At 49.7% G+C, this 16,335-nt stretch carries 13 protein-coding genes and 1 pseudogene; 7 read left to right on the top strand and 7 right to left on the bottom strand.

The annotated features are described in order from the left end of the window. Nucleotides 1-134: 134 nt before the first annotated feature. On the bottom strand, nucleotides 135-1,163 hold the full coding sequence (gene trpD / locus Q9J80_RS01765) for an anthranilate phosphoribosyltransferase (RefSeq protein WP_301673681.1): 1,029 nt from the start codon (nucleotides 1,161-1,163) through the stop codon (nucleotides 135-137). 63 nt (nucleotides 1,164-1,226) lie between these two features. Then, nucleotides 1,227-1,817, bottom strand: a complete 591-nt coding sequence (locus Q9J80_RS01760) for an aminodeoxychorismate/anthranilate synthase component II (RefSeq protein ID WP_301673680.1) — start codon at nucleotides 1,815-1,817, stop codon at nucleotides 1,227-1,229. 408 nt (nucleotides 1,818-2,225) lie between these two features. Between Q9J80_RS01760 and znuD the strand changes: the two genes are divergently transcribed. From znuD to Q9J80_RS01745, 3 genes and pseudogenes are all read left to right on the top strand, one after another. Continuing rightward, entirely contained in the window at nucleotides 2,226-4,502 is a 2,277-nt protein-coding gene (gene znuD, locus Q9J80_RS01755; protein WP_304671720.1) for a TonB-dependent zinc receptor ZnuD, read from the top strand. A gap of 304 nt (nucleotides 4,503-4,806) precedes the next feature. Beyond that, nucleotides 4,807-5,214 carry a YecR family lipoprotein gene (yecR, locus tag Q9J80_RS01750; RefSeq protein WP_240002714.1) on the top strand — a complete coding sequence of 136 codons (408 nt, stop codon included), beginning with the start codon at nucleotides 4,807-4,809 and terminating at the stop codon, nucleotides 5,212-5,214. Between the two features lie 92 nt (nucleotides 5,215-5,306). After that, nucleotides 5,307-5,585, top strand: a pseudogene (locus Q9J80_RS01745) (transposase); the annotation flags it as partial. A 133-nt stretch (nucleotides 5,586-5,718) separates the two neighbouring features. Here the strand turns inward: Q9J80_RS01745 and Q9J80_RS01740 are convergent. Next, nucleotides 5,719-6,447, bottom strand: coding sequence for a phosphatidylserine decarboxylase (locus Q9J80_RS01740; RefSeq protein WP_304671690.1), 729 nt, complete (start codon nucleotides 6,445-6,447; stop codon nucleotides 5,719-5,721). 152 nt (nucleotides 6,448-6,599) lie between these two features. Between Q9J80_RS01740 and uvrA the strand changes: the two genes are divergently transcribed. From uvrA to Q9J80_RS01720, 4 genes are all read left to right on the top strand, one after another. Further along, nucleotides 6,600-9,446 (top strand): excinuclease ABC subunit UvrA, encoded by a 2,847-nt coding sequence (gene uvrA, locus Q9J80_RS01735; protein WP_304671689.1) that lies wholly within the window; start codon nucleotides 6,600-6,602, stop codon nucleotides 9,444-9,446. Between the two features lie 30 nt (nucleotides 9,447-9,476). Further along, the gene (locus Q9J80_RS01730; protein WP_301673676.1) at nucleotides 9,477-10,427 is read left to right on the top strand and encodes a DNA-methyltransferase; all 951 of its coding nucleotides are present in this window, start codon (nucleotides 9,477-9,479) and stop codon (nucleotides 10,425-10,427) included. Then, on the top strand, nucleotides 10,424-10,999 hold the full coding sequence (locus Q9J80_RS01725; RefSeq protein WP_301673675.1) for a BglII/BstYI family type II restriction endonuclease: 576 nt from the start codon (nucleotides 10,424-10,426) through the stop codon (nucleotides 10,997-10,999). Before Q9J80_RS01730 ends, Q9J80_RS01725 begins: the two co-directional genes overlap by 4 nt. A gap of 679 nt (nucleotides 11,000-11,678) precedes the next feature. Further along, nucleotides 11,679-12,008, top strand: coding sequence for an REP-associated tyrosine transposase (locus Q9J80_RS01720; RefSeq protein WP_301673674.1), 330 nt, complete (start codon nucleotides 11,679-11,681; stop codon nucleotides 12,006-12,008). A gap of 235 nt (nucleotides 12,009-12,243) precedes the next feature. Here Q9J80_RS01720 and sucD read toward each other — a convergent pair whose 3' ends face one another. The 4 genes from sucD to lpdA form a co-directional block, all read right to left on the bottom strand. Continuing rightward, a complete protein-coding gene (sucD, locus tag Q9J80_RS01715) occupies nucleotides 12,244-13,134 on the bottom strand; it encodes a succinate--CoA ligase subunit alpha (RefSeq protein WP_002221113.1) in 891 nt (296 codons plus the stop codon). A 10-nt stretch (nucleotides 13,135-13,144) separates the two neighbouring features. Continuing rightward, complete coding sequence (gene sucC / locus Q9J80_RS01710; protein WP_439652344.1) at nucleotides 13,145-14,311, bottom strand: ADP-forming succinate--CoA ligase subunit beta; 1,167 nt, start codon at nucleotides 14,309-14,311, stop codon at nucleotides 13,145-13,147. A gap of 71 nt (nucleotides 14,312-14,382) precedes the next feature. Further along, nucleotides 14,383-14,670, bottom strand: coding sequence for a hypothetical protein (locus tag Q9J80_RS01705; protein WP_301673672.1), 288 nt, complete (start codon nucleotides 14,668-14,670; stop codon nucleotides 14,383-14,385). Nucleotides 14,671-14,794: 124 nt separating this feature from the next. Then, nucleotides 14,795-16,228 carry a dihydrolipoyl dehydrogenase gene (gene lpdA, locus Q9J80_RS01700; RefSeq protein ID WP_003745605.1) on the bottom strand — a complete coding sequence of 478 codons (1,434 nt, stop codon included), beginning with the start codon at nucleotides 16,226-16,228 and terminating at the stop codon, nucleotides 14,795-14,797. Between the last annotated feature and the right edge of the window lie 107 nt (nucleotides 16,229-16,335).

Genomic DNA, 16,335 nt, shown 5'->3' with positions numbered 1-16,335 from the left:
CAATCTTTGCTCCTTTACAGCCCCAAAAGTTTTTATATAAATAAATTGCCCTCTCCATTCTTTTAACCCTGAAACACAAATGCCGTCTGAAGCCTTTCAGACGGCATTTGTTGCTTTATATTCATTCTGTCCGCTTAGGCAAATTGCCGCGTAAACCCGACAAATTCCTCTTTTTTCGCCTTCGCCCTACCTGAATCAATCGCTTCCCGTGCGGCAGATATGCCGTCTGAAAACGAAGCAGCGATATTTCCGGCATACAGGGCGGCGGCGGTGTTGAGCAATACGATATCGCGCGCAGCCCCTTCTTTCCCATCCAGCACCTCGTTCATTTTCAACAAAGATTCCTGAGTATTGGCAACTTTGATTTCATCCAAATTGCGGCGGGTTTCGATACCGAAATCTTCTGGGCGGATGTCGTATTCGCTGATTTTTCCGTCTTTGAGTTCGGCAACGCGCGTTTTGCCCGTCAGTGTAATTTCATCCAAGCCGCCCTCCCCACAAACAACCAAAACGTGTTTGGAACCAAGTTGTTGCAATACTCTGGAAAGAATGCCGCACAAATCGGTATGGAACACGCCCAAAAGTTGGTTCGGCGCACCCGCAGGATTGGTCAATGGGCCCAAAATGTTGAAAATACTTCGGAAACCGAGCGAACGTCGTACCGGGGCGACATAGCGCATAGCGCTGTGGTGATTGGGGGCGAACATAAACCCGATACCGGTCTGCCTGATACTTTGGGCAACCTGTTCGGGAGTCAGGTTGAGGTTTGCGCCCATCTGCTCCACCACATCCGCCGCGCCGCTGGAAGATGAAACGGAACGCCCGCCGTGTTTGGCAACCTTCGCGCCTGCTGCTGCGGCAACAAACATCGAAGTCGTCGAAATATTGAAGGTTTTCGCGCCATCCCCGCCCGTACCGACGATATCGACCAGCCCCTCCGCATCCTCCAGCGGCACTTTTGTCGCAAACTCGCGCATCACGGCGGCGGCGGCGGTGATCTCGGAAACGGTTTCAACCTTGATACGCAATCCTGTCAAAATGGCCGCTATCTGCTCCGGCGGAACCTGTCCACTCATAATCTGACGCATCAAGTCGGTCATTTCATCGTAAAACAACTCGTTATTGCTGATTAATCGTTCGATGGCCTGTTGCGGTGTAATCATTTTTTGTCCTCCGTTCAATATTCGGACGAAAATGCCGTCTGAAGGGCTTCAGACGGCATCACGTCAGATTTTTTGCGGTTTGAAGTTTTGAAATTCGATTAAAAAATTGTTCAACATATCATGTCCGTGTTCGGTCAAGAGGGCTTCGGGGTGGAACTGCACGCCCTCGACGGCATATTCCTTATGGCGCACGCCCATAATCTCGCCGTCTTCCGTCCATGCCGTGATTTCCAAACATTCGGGCAGTGTGTCGCGTTCGATAACGAGGCTGTGATAACGCGTACAGGTAACCGGATTGGGCAAACCCTTAAACATACCCTTGCCCGAATGGTACACGGGCGACACCTTACCGTGCATCAGCGTTTTGGCACGGACTATCCTGCCGCCGAACGCCTCGCCTATCGTCTGATGCCCGAGGCACACGCCCATAATCGGCAGCCGTCCGGCAAAATGGCGCATCGCCGCCACGGAAATCCCCGCTTCTTTGGGCGAACACGGGCCGGGACCGATAACGAGATATTGCGGATTCAATGCCTCGATTTCCTCCAACGTAATATCATCGTTGCGGTGCACGGCGACTTCCTGCCCCAATTCTGCGAAATACTGGACGATGTTGTAAGTAAAACTGTCGTAATTGTCGATAAACAAAAGCATTTTGTGATTAACCTATTGATTTATAATTTGTTTATTATTAACTGCATTTCCGATACCCACATCCATACCCCTTATATCTTAGCGTGCCCGATGCGCCCTCGTGAATCTGGCGCAGAGCCTCGCGTTCTGACGAGTACGCCATTTTGCCACCTTTTCGATCGTTCGGGAACGTACCGTTTTTATGCACTCATAAATTTTGGTTATCCGATAGCCAAATATAGCGGCGTTCGTGTTCACATCATTAACTTCCCTAAAATTAGGGTTAATACAAATTAACGCCATTAAATATCACAACCGTATCATTTGAAAAACTTTTGCCTATGCCCTCTGAGTGTTCTCAAAATCTTATGATATAAAGAATGTAATGTTATATAATAACAAACTTTTGAAATGCGAAGAGAAGCCAAAATGGCACAAACCACACTCAAACCCATTGTTTTATCAATTCTTTTAATCAGCACTCCTATCCTCTCGCAAGCACATGGGACCGAACAGTCTATGGACTTAAAAACGGTTACCGTCGTCGGCAAAAGCCGTCCGCGTGCCACTTCGGGGCTGCTGCACACTTCAACCGCCTCCGATAAAATCATCTCCGGCGACACCTTGCGCCAAAAAGCCGTCAACTTGGGCGACGCTTTGGACGGCGTGCCGGGCGTCCACGCTTCGCAATACGGCGGCGGCGCGTCTGCTCCCGTTATTCGCGGTCAAACAGGCAGACGGATTAAAGTGTTGAACCATCACGGCGAAACAGGCGATATGGCGGATTTTTCTCCCGATCACGCCATTATGGTAGATACCGCCTTGTCGCAACAAGTCGAAATTTTGCGCGGGCCGGTTACGCTTTTATATAGTTCGGGTAATGTGGCCGGTTTGGTCGATGTTGCCGATGGCAAAATCCCCGAAAAAATGCCTGAAAACGGCGTATCGGGCGAACTCGGATTGCGTTTGAGCAGCGGCAATCTGGAAAAACTCACGTCCGGCGGCATCAATATCGGTTTGGGCAAAAACTTTGTATTGCATACCGAAGGCTTGTACCGCAAATCGGGCGATTACGCCGTACCGCGTTACCGCAATCTGAAACGACTGCCCGACAGCCATGCCGATTCCAAAACAGGCAGCATCGGGCTGTCTTGGGTAGGCGAAAAAGGCTTTATCGGCGTGGCGTACAGCGACCGCCGAGACCAGTACGGCCTGCCTGCCCACAGCCACGAATACGATGATTGCCACGCCGACATCATCTGGCAGAAGAGTCTGATCAACAAACGCTATTTGCAGCTTTATCCGCACCTGTTGACCGAAGAAGACATCGATTACGACAATCCGGGCTTAAGTTGTGGCTTCCACGACGACGACAATGCACACGCGCATACCCACAGCGGCAGACCGTGGATAGACCTGCGCAACAAACGCTACGAACTCCGCGCCGAATGGAAGCAGCCTCTCCCCGGTTTTGAAGCCCTGCGCGTGCATCTGAACCGCAACGACTACCACCACGACGAAAAAGCAGGCGATGCAGTAGAAAACTTCTTCAACAACAAAACACACAACGCCCGTATAGAGTTACGCCACCAACCCATAGGCCGTCTGAAAGGCAGCTGGGGCGTTCAATATTTACAACAAAAATCCAGTGCTTTATCTGCCACATCCGAAGCGGTCAAACAACCGATGCTGCTTGACAACAAAGTGCAACATTACAGCTTTTTCGGTGTAGAACAGGCAAACTGGGACAACTTCACGCTTGAAGGCGGCGTACGCGTGGAAAAACAAAAAGCCTCCATCCGGTACGACAAAGCATTGATTGATCGGGAAAACTACTACAACCAACCCCTACCCGACCTCGGCGCGCACCGCCAAACCGCCCGCTCGTTCGCACTTTCGGGCAACTGGTATTTCACGCCACAACACAAACTCAGCCTGACCGCCTCCCATCAGGAACGCCTGCTGTCAACGCAAGAGCTGTACGCGCACGGCAAACACGTCGCCACCAATACCTTTGAAGTCGGCAACAAACACCTCAACAAAGAGCGTTCCAACAACATCGAACTCGCGCTGGGCTACGAAGGCGACCGCTGGCAATACAATCTGGCACTCTACCGCAACCGCTTCGGCAACTACATTTACGCCCAAACCTTAAACGACGGACGCGGCCCCAAATCCATCGAAGACGACAGCGAAATGAAGCTCGTGCGCTACAACCAATCCGGCGCCGACTTCTACGGCGCAGAAGGCGAAATCTACTTCAAACCGACACCGCGCTACCGCATCGGCGTTTCCGGCGACTATGTACGAGGCCGTCTGAAAAACCTGCCGTCCCTACCCGGCAGGGAAGATGCTTACGGCAAGCGTCCCTTCATCGCACAAGCCGACCAAAACGCGCCGCGCGTTCCGGCTGCGCGCCTCGGCGTTCACCTGAAAGCCTCGCTGACCGACCGCATCGATGCCAATTTGGACTACTACCGCGTGTTCGCCCAAAACAAACTCGCCCGCTACGAAACGCGCACGCCCGGACACCATATGCTCAACCTCGGCGCAAACTACCGCCGCAATACGCGCTATGGCGAGTGGAATTGGTACGTCAAAGCCGACAACCTGCTCAACCAATCCGTTTACGCCCACAGCAGCTTCCTCTCTGATACGCCGCAAATGGGCCGAAGCTTTACCGGCGGCGTGAACGTGAAGTTTTAAAATCGGAAACGCAGGCAGCCTGAAAAACACCCGTAGGTCGGATACTTGTATCCGACACCAAAAGTTCCCTTGAAATCAAAATGTCGGATTCGAGAATCCGACCTACTGCTGCTAATCTACGTCGGCCCCAAACAAAAAGCCATGTTTTAAGCCGTCCGATATGAATTAATCTTGACGTATTTTTTTTTTTTTTTACTATAATTAATAAATAAGCTGCTTTGTTATTTTTTCGTTTATAAATTCAGAAGGAATAAAATTGAAACCTTATTTGTTGATTATAGTATGTTTTTTAACTGGATGCGGTGTGCGTTCCGTGCGACTGCCCGAATGGCAGGCAATTGATGGCAGCCGCACTGATGGTACGGTTACTTTGGCTTATGAGCAAAATTTCCGCTCCCGCTTAATACCCCGCATAGGACAAGATAACGAGGTGGCGAAAACTCGTTGCCGAGTTTGGGGTTACAACAGTGCCGAGGCGTTTGGCGGTTCGACACGAAGCTGCGTGGCAACTCCCGCACGCGCCAATGCCAAAGTGCCGTGTCTGATTTGGCGATTTGAAAAACGCTATCAATGTACCAACCATGTCAGCGATAAAGTGCAACACACACCAGTGCAATACACGCCAATGCAACAGCAGCCCATTCAAAACAACATCACGATTGAATTAAGTCCCACCAACGTACCGCAAGTTAAAACGAAACAAACCAAATAGGCAACCTGAAAACCCATTTCAGGCTGCCTGAGACCTTTGTAAAATTCCCCAAAATCCCCTAAAGTCCCACCAAGACATTTAGGGGATTTTCCATGAGCACCTTCTTCCGGCAAACCGCACAAGCCATGATTGTCAAACACATCGACCGCTTCCCACTATTGAAGTTGGATCAGGTGATTGATTGGCAGCCGATCGAACAGTACCTGAATCGTCAAAGAACCCGTTACCTCCGAGACCACCGCGGTCGTCCCGCCTATCCCCTGTTGTCCATGTTCAAAGCCGTCCTGCTCGGACAATGGCACAGCCTCTCCGATCCCAAACTCGAACACAGCCTCATCACCCGCATCGACTTCAACCTGTTTTGCCGTTTTTAGGCAAACAAAAAAGGTTTTCAGACGGCAGCCTGAAAACCTTTTTCTTACTTTAAACCAATTTTAAAACCAGCAATTAATCTTTCAACACATCTTGCACAGCCGCTTGAATTTTAGCTGCCGCCGCTTCGATTTAATGCTGTTCGGCAGATTGGTTTGCCGCTGTTTCAACCGGAGCAGCTTGTGAAGCAGGCTCGGATTCGGTTTGCGGCGCAGTCAGCGGCAGACGCGCCAATACCGTGCTGACGCCGGTTACTTTATCGCCAATCGCCACTTGCGCCTGCGCATCGACAGGCAGATACATATCCACGCGCGAACCGAAGCGGATAAAGCCATAGCGTTCGCCGCGAGACAGTTTCGCACCTGCTTGGGTGTAGCACAAAATACGACGCGCCACCAAACCGGCCACTTGAACAAAAGTAATTTCACGACCTGAAGCCGTAATTGCCAAAACCGCGTTGCGTTCGTTTTCCGTGCTGGCTTTGTCCAAATCCGCATTCACGAATTTGCCTTTGTTATAGACCACTTTTGTTACCGTACAATCGGCAGGCGATTTTTGCGAATGCACATTGAACACGTTCATAAAAATACTGATTTTCAAAGCATCAACATCACGATACGGATCGCGTGCGCGCTCGACCACCACGATACGGCCGTCAACAGGGCTCAACACCGCTTCAGGATTTTGCGGAATCTCACGCGCAGGGTCGCGGAAAAACTGCAGGGCAAATACGGTAAACACCCAAAACGGCAAAGACCACCAGCCGCAACACATCGACACCAGCAGGCTCAAAGCCAAACCGCCGCCGATAATCGGCCAGCCCTCACGGGCGATAATCGGGTGGGGGTAAAGACGGTTCATTTGTCATCCTTCTATTCAAGCGGGTTAAAATTGCCGACATTATAGCGGAATCTGACGTACTCCGCTGGCAAATGCCGTCTGAATCCTGCTTAAGACGTTATTTGATAAAGTGCTACAATAGCCGTTTCCTTCTTTTTCAGACGGCATTCACCATGTGCAACCATCATCCCAAACATTCACACGACAACGACACCATCCGCATCCGCGGCGCGCGCACGCATAATTTGAAAAACGTCGATTTGGACATTCCGCGCCACAAGCTGGTGGTGGTCACGGGGCTGTCGGGCAGCGGCAAGTCGTCGCTGGCGTTTGATACTTTATATGCCGAAGGCCAACGCCGTTATGTTGAAAGCCTTTCTGCCTATGCCCGTCAGTTTTTGCAGATGATGGACAAACCCGACGTCGATTTGATCGAAGGCCTGTCGCCTGCGATTTCTATCGAGCAAAAATCCACCAGCCACAATCCGCGTTCCACCGTCGGCACAGTAACGGAAATCCACGACTACCTGCGCCTTTTGTACGCCCGCGTCGGTACGCCGTATTGCCCCGAACACAATCTGCCGCTATCCAGCCAGACCGTGTCGCAGATGGTCAATGCCGTGTTGAAGCTGCCGGAAGACACGCGCGTGATGATTTTGGCGCCGGCAGTGCGCGAGCGTAAGGGCGAGTTTGTCGATTTCTTTGCCGACTTGCAGGCGCAGGGTTTTGCGCGGGTGCGCGTGGACGGCGAGGTCTATCAGTTGGACGAAGTGCCGAAGCTGGAAAAAAACATCAAGCACAACATCGACGTGGTCATCGACCGCGTGAAAGTAAAAGCCGACATCAAACAACGTCTAGCGGAAAGTTTTGAAACCGCGCTGCGCCACGGCAACGAGCGCGCGCTGGCGATGGAAATGGATAGCGGCGAAGAACATTGGTTTTCCGCGCGTTTTGCCTGCCCCGTGTGTTCGTACAGCCTGCCCGAATTAGAGCCGCGCCTGTTTTCGTTCAACAACCCGATGGGCTCCTGCCCGACTTGCGACGGCTTGGGCAACACCAATTTCTTCGACCCCGAAAAAGTGGTCGCCCATCCCGAATTGTCGCTGGCAACAGGCGCGATTGACGGCTGGGACAAGCGCAACCAGTTCTATTTCCAAATGATTCAGTCGCTGGCGCGGCATTACGGTTTCGACGTGCAGGCTGCTTGGGAAACGCTACCTGAAAAAGTAAAAAAAGTCGTGTTGCACGGTTCAGGCAAAGAAGTCATTGATTTCACTTACCTGTCCGAACGCGGCACCACCTTCAACCGCAGCCACGCCTTCGAAGGCATCATCCCCAATCTCGAACGCCGCTACCGTGAAACCGACAGCGAAACCGTGCGCGAAAAACTGCGCGAATACCAAAACCACCGCGCCTGCCTGAGCTGCGGCGGTGCACGTTTGCGCAAAGAAGCACGCTACGTTTACGTCAGTGGCGAACCCTTGCACGAAGTTTCCGCCTGGCCGCTGACCAAAACCCACCAATTCTTTGAAACGCTGGATTTGGACGGCAACAAAAAACAAATCGCCGAAAAAATCCTCAAAGAAATCACCGAGCGGCTCGGCTTCCTGATTAACGTCGGGCTGGATTACCTGAATCTCTCCCGTTCCGCTGAAACCCTCTCCGGCGGCGAAGCCCAGCGCATCCGCCTCGCCAGCCAAATCGGCAGCGGCCTGACCGGCGTGATGTACGTTTTGGACGAACCCTCCATCGGCCTGCACCAGCGCGACAACGACCGCCTGCTCGCCACCCTCAAACGCCTGCGCGATTTGGGCAACAGCGTGATTGTGGTCGAACACGACGAAGACGCCATCCGCGAAGCCGATTTCGTCGTCGATATGGGTCCGGGCGCAGGCGAACACGGCGGCAACGTACTGATTGCCGACACACCCGAAAACGTCGCCAAATGCGAAAACTCCGTTACCGGACAATACCTCAGCGGCAAAAAATCCATTGCCGTGCCGTCTGAACGCACGCCCGTCAATCCCGACCGAATGCTCGTCCTTAAAGGTGCGCGCGGCAACAACCTCAAAAACATTACCCTCGAATTGCCGCTCGGTTTGATTACCTGCATCACCGGCGTATCCGGCAGCGGCAAATCCACCCTGATTAACGACACCCTCGCCAAAATCACCGCCCGCGAGCTCAACCGCGCCCAAGAAGAACCTGCCCCATACGACGACATCACAGGGCTGGAACACCTCGACAAAGTCATCAACGTCGACCAATCCCCCATCGGCCGCACCCCCCGCTCCAACCCTGCTACCTACACCGGCCTGTTCACCCCCATCCGCGAACTCTTCGCCGGCGTGCCCCTTTCGCGCGAACGCGGCTACAACGTCGGCCGATTCTCCTTCAACGTCAAAGGCGGCCGCTGCGAAGCCTGCCAAGGCGACGGCGTGATTAAAGTCGAAATGCACTTTTTGCCCGACGTGTACGTCCCCTGCGAAGTCTGCCACGGCAAACGCTACAACCGCGAAACGCTCGAAATCCAATACAAAGGCAAAAACATCAGCCAAGTCCTCGACATGACCGTCGAAGAAGCCCGCGAATTTTTCGACGCCGTCCCCACCGTATCGCGCAAACTGCAAACCCTGATGGACGTAGGCCTCGGCTACATCCGCCTCGGCCAGTCCGCCACCACCCTCTCCGGCGGCGAAGCCCAGCGCGTCAAACTCGCCTTAGAACTGTCCAAACGCGACACCGGCAGAACACTCTACATCCTCGACGAACCCACCACCGGCCTGCACTTCGCCGATATCGCCCTGCTACTGGAAGTCATAGGCCGTCTGAAAGGCAAAGGCAACTCGATTGTGATTATTGAGCATAATCTGGACGTGATTAAAACTGCGGATTGGATTGTGGATTTGGGGCCGGAAGGCGGCGACGGAGGGGGAAGAATTATTGCTTCAGGTAGCCCCGAAGAAGTGGCGAAGGTTAAGGGGAGTTATACTGGGAAGTATTTGAAACCAATATTATGAGAGCTATTTTATATAAATATGAGGTATATCATGAATAATAATTTTTCTATTTCATATAAATTTAATAATTCATCAAGTGCTATTATCTGTTGCGATGATACATTGGATATTTTAAAACCTATACCAAATGAATCATTTGATTTAATTATTTCTTCGCCACCTTATAACATAGGGAAATCATATGAAAAAAAGGAAAATCTTAACAATTACTTGCTTTGGCAAGAAGAAGTTATATTGGAGTGTTTCAGAACCCTTAAAGACAAAGGAAGTATTGTTTGGCAGATTGGAAACTTTATAGAAAATGGCGAAATAATGCCTCTTGATTTTTATTTTTACCCAATCTTCAAAAAAATAGGTTTTAAATTAAGAAATCGTATCATCTGGCATTTTGAACATGGATTACATGCATCGAAGCGGTTATCAGGTAGGTATGAAACAGCACTTTGGTTTACAAAATCAGACAATTATACTTTTAATTTAGATGCAATTCGTGTGCCATCAAAATATCCTGGAAAAAGGCATTATAAAGGCGAAAAAAAAGGGCAACCAAGTGGAAACCCTTTAGGAAAAAATCCATCAGATTATTGGAAAATCATTACCAATGATGAATTTTATTTGGGAATAATGGACATTCCAAATGTAAAAGCAAATCATGTGGAAAAAACTATACACCCATGCCAATTTCCAGTAGAGTTAGTAGAACGATTTGTGCTCGCATTAACAGAAGAGAATAATATTGTTCTTGATCCATTTTCAGGAGTAGGTTCCACTGCTATTGCAGCATTAAAAAATAATCGAAGGGCGATGATAATTGATAAGGAAGAAGTGTATTGCAATATAGCTAGAGAAAGGATTAACAAATTAGAAAATGGTTCTCTTAAACTGAGACCCCTAGGAAAGCCTGTTCATAGGCCAACAGGTAAAGAAAAAGTAGCTAGTATTCCACAAGAGTGGATTCAGAATCAGGAGAGTTTATTATGAAAATAGTTGCAGAGTTTGATTTTAATAACGGGAAAGATGTTATTGAACAAAATTTTATTAATGAATTTAATGAAATAAAAAGAGCTATAAGTAATATAAATGCGGAATTATATAAAACAAAAGAAAGTAAAGAAAAAACAATGCTTGGGCAAATGTTATATTCCCCAAGTGAATTAAATGATGCTTTTGAAAACCAGTTAAATCCTTTAGGATGGAAAAATCATAAAGAATATTGCGACTATAAGAAGTATGGTACATATTTTGATGGTTATGTGCCTTCTGATTATGGCAAAACTCCACCGTATCGTGATATGGATTTTGTAAAAAATAAGTTAGGTATTGAAGTCCAATTTGGGAAATATGCTTTTATGGTTTATAACGTCTGTGCCAAAATGACTATATTTCGAAATTTAGGCATAATTGATGCAGGAATAGAAATTGTGCCTGTAAAAAATTTAGCAAATCAAATGAGTACAGGCGTATCCTATTTTGAACAGTTCGCGTGGGATTTATCAAATCGTGGAGTATCTGAAATAGATACTCCTGTGTTAATTCTTGGAATAGATGTATAAATTTAGCAAGCTGTAGCCTGCATATCCAAATAACCGCGTGTGTGCGGTACGCACGCACGCGGTTATTTGATTGACGGTTTGCCATTTTCAAATTTGCTTTCGAAGCTGCTATTTTTCAAACGGCCTCAAATACCCATACGGCCTACCCATCAACCCCTAAACCATCCACCTAAAACAAAAAACAAACCAATGTGCAGGCTGCTTTTCAAATTCGTTGAAGCTTCGTTTTGAGCAAGCTACCATTCAAATATCCCATCAATAAAGGCTACCTGAAAACGAACGAAGCAAGTCGTAGCCTGCATACCCGACCGACCGCGTGCGTGGCTGTGCCACACGCCCTACCTGTGAATTACACGGAACTTCAAAGCCAACGTGTAGGGTGTGTGCGGTACGCACGCACGCGCTTGCTTGATTGACGGCTTGCCGTTTCAACTTTTAACTTCGTTGAAGCTAGTGCTTTCAGACGGCCTCCAATGCCGTCTGAAAACATCAGCTTCAACAAAGTCAAAACCTTAAACAATAAACTATTCCTTCTCCAACTCTCAAACCACAAACAAAAATCCTATGGCGCGTTATCGCAGAAACTTCATTGCCGGCGGCACATTCTGTTTCACTGTCAAACCCGCCGCCCCAAAATCGCACCTGCTTGTCGAACATATCGGCTTCGCGTACAGCCTATATGGATGTGCCAAAACAATATCCCTTTGAAACCGTCGCCGTATGCGTGCTGCCGAACCATATCCACGCCATTTGGACGCTGCCGCCCGACGATGCGGATTATTCCCTACTCCGGCGGCTGATTAAAACCAAATTCTCCGCATATTCCCCTCATACTAAAAACTTATCCGCCGGCAAACAGCGGCGGCACGAACGCGGTATTTGGCAACGGTGTTTTTACGGACACACCGTGCGCGATGAAACGGATTTGCAGCATCGTGCGGACTACATCCATTCCAATCCTATCAAACAAGGAATGTCGCGTGCTAAAACAGAATCCCGCAAAAAATAATATCAGTCTTTTCAAATGCGATACTTATCATTCCCTGACTTTAAGAAAGATGCGTGCAACCTGACTTATGGGTTTGCTCCTGTTTGACCGATAAATATTCTGACTGCCTCAAAAGAGAAAAAATAATGTGGGTATGTTGAGGCTGCCTCTTTTTGAAATGACAAACAAAATGCCGTCTGAAACCCGATTTCCGGTTTCAGACGGCATTTGATGTCCAATCAGTTGTCAAACCTGATTATGCCAAACCTTTTGCTTTCAACACTTCCAGCATCGTCGTGCCCAACTCGGCAGGGCTGCGGGTGTAAGCGATGCCGGCTTTTTCGAAAGCGGCGAATTTTTCTTCGGCAGTACCTTTACCGCCGGAAATAATCGCACCGGCGTGGCCCATACGTTTGCCTTTAGGAGCGGTAACACCGGCAATGTAACCTACAACAGGTTTGGTTACGTTGGATTGGATGTATTCGGCTGCTTCTTCTTCCGCAGTACCGCCGATTTCACCGATCATAATAATCGCGTCGGTATCCGGGTCTTCTTGGAAGAGTTTCAGTGCGTCGATTTGGTTCATACCAGGAATCGGGTCGCCGCCGATACCGATACAGGTTGATTGACCCAAGCCTAGTTTGGTGGTTTGTGCCACGGCTTCGTAAGTTAATGTACCGGAACGGGAAATAATACCGATGCGGCCCGGAGTGTGGATGTGCCCCGGCATAATACCGATTTTGCACTCGCCCGGAGTAATCACGCCCGGGCAGTTAGGGCCGACCAAACGGGTACCGTTGCCGTTGGTTTCCAAGTAACGTTTGGCTTTGAGCATGTCCAGAGTAGGCACGCCTTCGGTAATCACAACGACCAAGCCTACGCCTGAATCAACGGCTTCAACGATAGAATCCAACACAAACGGAGCGGGAACGTAAATTACGGATGCGTCAGCGCCGGTTTCTTTAACGGCTTCTTTCATGGTATTGAACACGGGCAGGTTCAGGTGGGTTTGACCGCCTTTGCCCGGAGTAACGCCGCCGACAACTTTAGTGCCGTAAGCCAGAGCTTGTTCGGAGTGAAAAGTACCGTTTTTACCGGTGAAACCTTGAACCAATACTTTGGTGTCTTTATTAATCAATACGCTCATTCTTTTCTCCTTAGGCGTTTACGGCTGCAACAATTTTTTCGGCTGCGTCATTCAGGCCGTCTGCAGAAGTCAGTTTCAGACCTGATTCGTTCAGGATTCTTGCGCCGAGTTCGGCGTTGTTACCTTCCAAACGAACAACGACAGGAACGTTGACGTTGATTTCTTTAACGGCTGCCACGATGGCTTCCGCAATCATATCGCAACGTACGATACCGCCGAAGATGTTGATCAATACGCCTTTAACGGATTTGTCTTCCAGAATCAGTTTGAACGCTTCAACCACGCGGTCTTTGGTTGCGCCGCCGCCAACGTCCAAGAAGTTGGCAGGTTGGCCGCCTTTCAGTTTGATGATGTCCATAGTGGCCATCGCCAAACCTGCGCCATTAACCATACAGCCGATGTTGCCTTCCAGGGCAACATAGTTCAGGTCGAATTCGGAAGCTTTCAGCTCACGTTCGTTTTCTTGAGATTTGTCGCGCAATTCAGCGATTTTTGGCAGGCGGTAGAGCGCGTTGCTGTCGATGCCGATTTTACCGTCCACGCAAGCCAGCGCGCCGTTTTCACGGACTGCCAATGGGTTTACTTCAAACAGGGCGAAGTCATTTTCGACAAACGCTTTGTACGCACCGGTCATCAGTTTGACGAACTCGTTGATTTGTTTGTCTTTCAAGCCCAGTTGGAAGGCAACTTCGCGAGCTTGGCAAGGTTGCAGGCCGACCAGCGGATCAACGGTTACTTTGAAGATTTTTTCTGGAGTTTCGGCAGCAACTTTTTCGATTTCCACGCCGCCTTCGGTAGAAGCCATGAATGTAACGCGGCGGGTAGAACGGTCAACCACTGCGCCCAAGTACAGCTCGGTTTGAACCGGATACATGTCTTCGCAAACCAAAACGCTGTTGACAGGTTGGCCGTTGGCATCGGTTTGGTAAGTTACCAAGTTGGTACCAATCAGGCTTTCAGCTACTTCTTTAGCTTCTTCGCGGCTTTTAACGACTTTTACGCCGCCCGCTTTACCGCGGCCGCCGGCGTGTACTTGTGCTTTGACAACAGCGAATTTGCCGCCCAATTTGTCGTAAGCTGCAGCGGCTTCTTCGCCGTTGTGTGCCAAAATACCGCCTTGTACGGGCAAACCGTAGCTAGCCAGCAGTTCTTTAGCCTGATACTCGTGTAAATTCATGGATTTCTCCTTAAGGTGAGTGGGTTTTAGGAATCGCCCTGCGGCCAATCCCATATTTTCAGACGGCCCTACTATTTACTGAAGGGCAACCACATCCGCGCCAGCAGATACATAGTTGCACCGCCTCCTCCGAGAATAAAAAAGACAATGCCTTTTTTACGCGAATTCGGGCAGAGCAGATAAACGGCAAGGCTGAAACTGATAAACAACAATGCCACGCGCCAAACCAATTCTTTATCTTTGAAACGGTTGAGCGTATAAGTTTCGGTTATCATCACATACATCTGCCACAATGCGGCCATACACATGCTGATGATGCCCGCCGGTATAAAGAAAATACCGACTATTTCTTTGTTCATAATGAATGTAAATGCTGTGTGTTTGTCTGACGGAATTATAAATCAGAAAACGAAGCGCTCGAAACATTCAATTTGTCGAAGGCCTTAAGGCCGCCTGAAAAGTTTCAGACGGCCTTAAGGTCTATCAACCGTGCAAAGCGCGTTTGTCGGCCGCCAATGCAGCTTCGTGAACCACTTCGGACAAGGTTGGGTGGGCATGGATAATGCGGGCGATGTCTTCGCTGCTGGCGAAGAATTCGAGCGCAGTCACGCCTTCGGTAACCAATTCGCTGACAACTGGGCCGATCATGTGTACGCCCAAGATACGGTCGGTTTTGGCATCTGCCAACACTTTAACCGTGCCTTTGGCTTTGCCCATGGCCAATGCGCGACCGTTTGCGCCGAAACCTGAAGTACCTTTTTTGTACTCCACGCCTTCGGCTTTGAGTTGCTCTTCGGTTTTACCCACCCAAGCAATTTCAGGGTCGGTGTAAATAACAAACGGTACGTTGTTGAAGTCGATATGCGGTTTTTGACCGGCAATGCGCTCGGCAACGGCTACGCCTTCGTCGCTGGCTTTGTGTGCCAACATCGGGCCGCGGACCACGTCGCCGATTGCCCATACGTTAGGCAGGTTGGTACGGCATTCGCCATCTACTTTGATAAAGCCGCGTTCGTCTTTTTCCAAGCCTACGGCTTCGGCGTTCAGGCCTTTGGTGTTTGGAATACGGCCGATGGCAACGATCAGTTTGTCGAATACTTCGGTTTTGGCTTCGCCGGCAGCAGTTTCGTAAGCAACGGAAACGCCTTTGCCTTCAGATTTGATGTCGCCGATTTTCACGCCCAATTCGATGTTCAAACCTTGCTCTTTGGTGAAGTATTTGAAGGCTTCTTTGGCGATTTGTTGGTCTGCGGCAGCCAGGAAGGTCGGCGCGGCTTCAAGAATAGTAACTTCCGCACCCACGCGGTTCCATACGGAACCCATTTCCAAACCAATCACGCCGGAACCGATCACGCCGAGTTTGGCAGGTACTTCGGTCAGGTTCAATGCGCCTTCGTTGTCCAATACGTTCACATTGTCGATGGCGACTTGTGGCAGCGGACGCGGTACGGAACCGGTCGCTACGATGACGTGTTTGGCTTCGATAACGGTTTTCTCGCCTTTGTTATCGACTTCGATTTGGTAAGCATCGCCGTTTTTGCCGGCAAAGGAAGCTGTACCGAACAGGCTGGTTACTTTGTTTTTTTGGAACAGGAATTTCACGCCGCCGGTCAGTTTGGTCACGATGGCATCTTTGCGCTCAATCATTTTGGCCGCGTCGAATTTTACGTCGCCGACAGTGATGCCGTGTTCGGCAAACTCGTGTTGCGCTGCGTGGAAATGTTCGCTGGATTGCAACAGGGCTTTGGAAGGGATACAGCCTACGTTCAAGCAAGTACCGCCCAAGGCAGGGGCATCGCCAGCTTTGTTGACGCCTGCATCGACGCAAGCGGTTTTGAAACCCAGTTGCGCGGCACGGATCGCGGCAACGTATCCGCCCGGGCCTGCACCAATCACTACTACATCATATTGAGACATCGTGTCATCCTTTGCTTTTGGCAGTATCTCAAAATAAAAACGATACTTTTTGTTTCTTTTTTATTTTGAATGACTGCGTTTTGATGGTTTTAAGAAAAGGCCGTCTG

It is taken from the genome of Neisseria blantyrii, from assembly GCF_962747855.1.
GTDB classification, from domain to species: domain Bacteria; phylum Pseudomonadota; class Gammaproteobacteria; order Burkholderiales; family Neisseriaceae; genus Neisseria; species Neisseria viridiae.
Note: the sequence above shows the minus strand (reverse complement) of the source record. Positions and strands in the feature narration are given on the sequence as shown.

Bases quoted from the DNA above. Each gene is read 5' to 3' on its own strand.
- sucD (WP_002221113.1), bottom strand. From the start codon at position 13,134: ATGAGCGTATTGATTAATAAAGACACCAAAGTATTGGTTCAAGGTTTC.
- Q9J80_RS01760 (WP_301673680.1), bottom strand. From the start codon at position 1,817: ATGCTTTTGTTTATCGACAATTACGACAGTTTTACTTACAACATCGTC.
- znuD (WP_304671720.1), top strand. From the start codon at position 2,226: ATGGCACAAACCACACTCAAACCCATTGTTTTATCAATTCTTTTAATC.
- Q9J80_RS01730 (WP_301673676.1), top strand. From the start codon at position 9,477: ATGAATAATAATTTTTCTATTTCATATAAATTTAATAATTCATCAAGT.
- Q9J80_RS01725 (WP_301673675.1), top strand. From the start codon at position 10,424: ATGAAAATAGTTGCAGAGTTTGATTTTAATAACGGGAAAGATGTTATT.
- Q9J80_RS01740 (WP_304671690.1), bottom strand. From the start codon at position 6,447: ATGAACCGTCTTTACCCCCACCCGATTATCGCCCGTGAGGGCTGGCCG.
- uvrA (WP_304671689.1), top strand. From the start codon at position 6,600: ATGTGCAACCATCATCCCAAACATTCACACGACAACGACACCATCCGC.
- sucC (WP_439652344.1), bottom strand. From the start codon at position 14,311: ATGAATTTACACGAGTATCAGGCTAAAGAACTGCTGGCTAGCTACGGT.
- Q9J80_RS01705 (WP_301673672.1), bottom strand. From the start codon at position 14,670: ATGAACAAAGAAATAGTCGGTATTTTCTTTATACCGGCGGGCATCATC.
- lpdA (WP_003745605.1), bottom strand. From the start codon at position 16,228: ATGTCTCAATATGATGTAGTAGTGATTGGTGCAGGCCCGGGCGGATAC.
- trpD (WP_301673681.1), bottom strand. From the start codon at position 1,163: ATGATTACACCGCAACAGGCCATCGAACGATTAATCAGCAATAACGAG.
- Q9J80_RS01720 (WP_301673674.1), top strand. From the start codon at position 11,679: ATGGATGTGCCAAAACAATATCCCTTTGAAACCGTCGCCGTATGCGTG.